The sequence below is a fragment of the Siminovitchia jepli genome (genome assembly GCF_047228825.1).
GTDB lineage: Bacteria > Bacillota > Bacilli > Bacillales > Bacillaceae_C > Siminovitchia.
The window spans coordinates 1-2,979 of record NZ_JBFEGN010000172.1 but is presented as its reverse complement, the minus strand read 5'-3'; the positions used below and the strand labels follow the sequence as shown (position 1 = coordinate 2,979).

General features: G+C 43.9%; 4 protein-coding genes. All 4 read left to right on the top strand.

Annotation, left to right across the window (positions count from 1 at the left end; all coding sequences use genetic code 11):
• Positions 1–173: 173 nt before the first annotated feature.
• Positions 174–395 carry a hypothetical protein gene (locus tag AB1L08_RS22060; protein ID WP_413066731.1) on the top strand — a complete coding sequence of 74 codons (222 nt, stop codon included), beginning with the start codon at positions 174–176 and terminating at the stop codon, positions 393–395.
• Positions 396–461: 66 nt separating this feature from the next.
• Positions 462–1,106 (top strand): YfbR-like 5'-deoxynucleotidase, encoded by a 645-nt coding sequence (locus AB1L08_RS22055; RefSeq protein ID WP_413066730.1) that lies wholly within the window; start codon positions 462–464, stop codon positions 1,104–1,106.
• Positions 1,107–1,177: 71 nt separating this feature from the next.
• Positions 1,178–1,417 (top strand): CsbA family protein, encoded by a 240-nt coding sequence (locus tag AB1L08_RS22050; RefSeq protein ID WP_413066729.1) that lies wholly within the window; start codon positions 1,178–1,180, stop codon positions 1,415–1,417.
• A gap of 120 nt (positions 1,418–1,537) precedes the next feature.
• A complete protein-coding gene (locus AB1L08_RS22045; RefSeq protein ID WP_413066728.1) occupies positions 1,538–2,494 on the top strand; it encodes a DMT family transporter in 957 nt (318 codons plus the stop codon).
• The last annotated feature ends 485 nt before the right edge of the window (positions 2,495–2,979 follow it).

Below are 2,979 nucleotides of genomic sequence, written 5' to 3'. Positions count from 1 at the left end.
GATATTTTTGTAGTTTCTACCCAGTATTGACAGCTGTATGAATTTTTAGACTAAACACTAAATAGCGAGGAAGCATAAATCTTTTTTGGGGGATAGCATGTATACAAAGGGGGACCGGTCTCAGCCTGAATCCGGTTGGTTGCGGGACCAGTTAATATTATACGATCATCATTATGATGCGTGATATGCAGCAGGCGGCGCGCATATCGGATGATACAATGGGGAACCTGATCCGAAACGTGAAAGGACAACAACGTTGTGCCCAAGTCCAAAAGTTGGGCGTACTGAAAAATGCACCAGCGGGACGTTTGGATGCCAAGGGTGTCCGGGCTGTTTTTGCAGCCGGATGGGGCAGATTTGTTTGTTTTTCCATAAAATATGGTAAGTCAAAGTAGAATTATTTTGAAGGAAACTGGTCTCATGGTACAATCTTCGCAATAAAGAATAAACGGGTGATACAATTGGGAATACATCATTATTTTAAAAGTTTGTCGGATTTGGAGAAGATTTACCGCTGTCCCGGAAAGTTTAAATTTCAGGAGCATTCCGTTGCCAGCCATTCTTTTAAGGTGACGAAAATTGCCCAGTTTCTCGGAACAGTGGAGGAACTTGCAGGGCAGAAAGTGGATTGGCGGCTTTTATATGAAAAAGCCTTAAACCATGATTATGCCGAGCTTTTCACAGGAGATATCAAAACACCGGTAAAATATGCTTCCAATGAATTAAAACGCCTCTTTAATGAGGTGGAGGAAGAGATGACGCGGAAGTTCGTTGAACGGGAATTTCCGAAAGAATACCGGGAAATCTATTTGGGGCGTTTCAAAGAAGGAAAGGATGAAACGCTTGAAGGAAAAATATTGGCAGTAGCAGATAAAATTGATTTATTGTATGAATCTTTCGGCGAAATTCAAAAGGAAAATCCCGAGCCCCTATTTTTGGAGATTTATGAAGAAGCATTAAGCACCATTCTTTTATTTAAAGATTTGACTTGTGTCCAATACTTTTTGGAGGAAATCCTCCCTGATATGCTGCGGGAGCGTTTTATTGAGCAAAGTGAGCTGGCGGAAATTACGGAAAAAATGATTGAAGCAAGCGAGGAAGAGTAAAAAAGTGCTTGCACTTTTAGGGCAGTTCGGAAACACTTGTAATAGAGGGTCGTTTGATAGGGGGGATGTTCATGATTGATAAAATATTATCCGCAATCTTTTTGCCCGCCTTCCTGATGGTCTTTTTTACAAGGGTGACATACAGCCGGCTTGTTGGATTTTTGCTTACGGTTGCGCTGGTGATCGTTTCGGCGTACAATGGCTATCTGCATAAATGGTGGCTGATTATTGTCGAGGCAGCTTCGCTGACAATGGGTCTTTTTATCGTCAACCGGACAATGATGAAAAAAAGGAATAAAAACACTTCATAAATCGGAAATGAACACCCGATAAAATGAAGTGTTTTTATATTTCCGACAGGTATTCTTTTTTTATATATTTGTCTGGCCGTCCCATAGTATAATGATTTTTGTCATATGGAGGTGGAGCCGATGCGGCCAATTTTGCTTGGTATAGTGGCAGCGTTCTTTTTTTCGGTCACATTTATTTTAAACAGGGCGATGGAATTGGCGGGGGGAAGCTGGATTTGGAGCGCTTCTTTGCGATATATATTCATGATTCCGTTTTTGGCGGCAATTGTTATGTTTAGGGGCAACTTCGTTCCGCTTATGCGGGAATTGAAAGCCCGGCGGCTGGAATGGCTGCTGTGGAGCACGGTCGGGTTTGGGCTTTTTTATGCGCCGCTTACTTTTGCAGCCGGATATGGGCCGGGATGGCTGATAGCAGGCACTTGGCAAATTACAATTATTTCCGGCTCGCTGCTCGTGCCGCTTTTTTATGAAACCATTCAGACGGAATCCGGGCCCATTTCGGTTAAAGGGCGAATCCCGTACAGGGGACTTGCGATGTCGCTAATAATTTTGCTCGGCATCGCCTTGATGCAGATGGAGCATATGAATCAATTGTCGTGGCAAAATGTATTCCTTTGCATGGTCCCGGTGATCATAGCCTCTTTTGCGTATCCCCTTGGAAACCGGAAAATGATGGCAGTATGCGGGGGAAGGTTGGATGCTTATCAGCGTGTCCTTGGAATGACGCTTGCAAGCTTGCCTTTTTGGGCGGTGCTTGTCACTTGGGAACTTTTCTCATCGGGACTGCCCTCTGTCGAGCAGACAGTGCAGTCTCTCATCGTGGCGGTTTCTTCCGGTGTGATTGCAACCGTACTTTTCTTTCAGGCAACCGATCTTGTGAAAAATAATATGAAAAAGCTGGCGGCAGTTGAAGCAACACAATCGATGGAGGTCGTGTTTGCCCTGGCCGGTGAAATTTTTTTATTAAGTGCACCGCTTCCGGCAATGGTTTCCCTTATCGGCATGATAATCGTTGTCGTCGGAATGGTGTTGCACAGTTATGTGTCACAGTCAGACAGCATGAAAAAGGCAGCTTGAACTTAAAAATTATCGAAGCACTTGTCCGTTTGCGGGCCGGTGTTTTTTTGTTGTTAAGCGTACTGTAAAATACTTAAGTTGTGAATAACTGATTTATCCAATATGGCTACGTCCAGCTCCGGCGCCTATCGACTGAGAGACTAGCGCCTCAGTGCTCCTGCGGCGTACGATGATTCGAGGAGGTTGGGCTCACCTCGTCGCAAAGCCAGGAAGCCTACTTGAAGAAGCACGCTTTCCTAACAAACGGAAGCGAAGTTGCCAGTACCGCATTATAACAAAATCCTCGAAAACGATTGCTTTTCGAGGATTTTTGTTTAAAGGGAAGAATAAATTTGCTTTTTCACAAATTTGGACCAATCCGGCTTGTGATTGCTGACCTTCCCAAGCAAAAACGCGCCAGCGTTTTTCTTAAAAGATAAGAAAGTATAAAATTTGGGTCTACCACGGTCATTTTGACTGTGGTATTTTTGTTTTATGGAGAGGAA

What these genes read in the sequence shown, in the direction of transcription:
- AB1L08_RS22060 (WP_413066731.1), top strand. Translation starts at nt 174, where the DNA reads ATGATGCGTGATATGCAGCAGGCGGCGCGCATATCGGATGATACAATG.
- AB1L08_RS22045 (WP_413066728.1), top strand. Translation starts at nt 1,538, where the DNA reads ATGCGGCCAATTTTGCTTGGTATAGTGGCAGCGTTCTTTTTTTCGGTC.
- AB1L08_RS22050 (WP_413066729.1), top strand. Translation starts at nt 1,178, where the DNA reads ATGATTGATAAAATATTATCCGCAATCTTTTTGCCCGCCTTCCTGATG.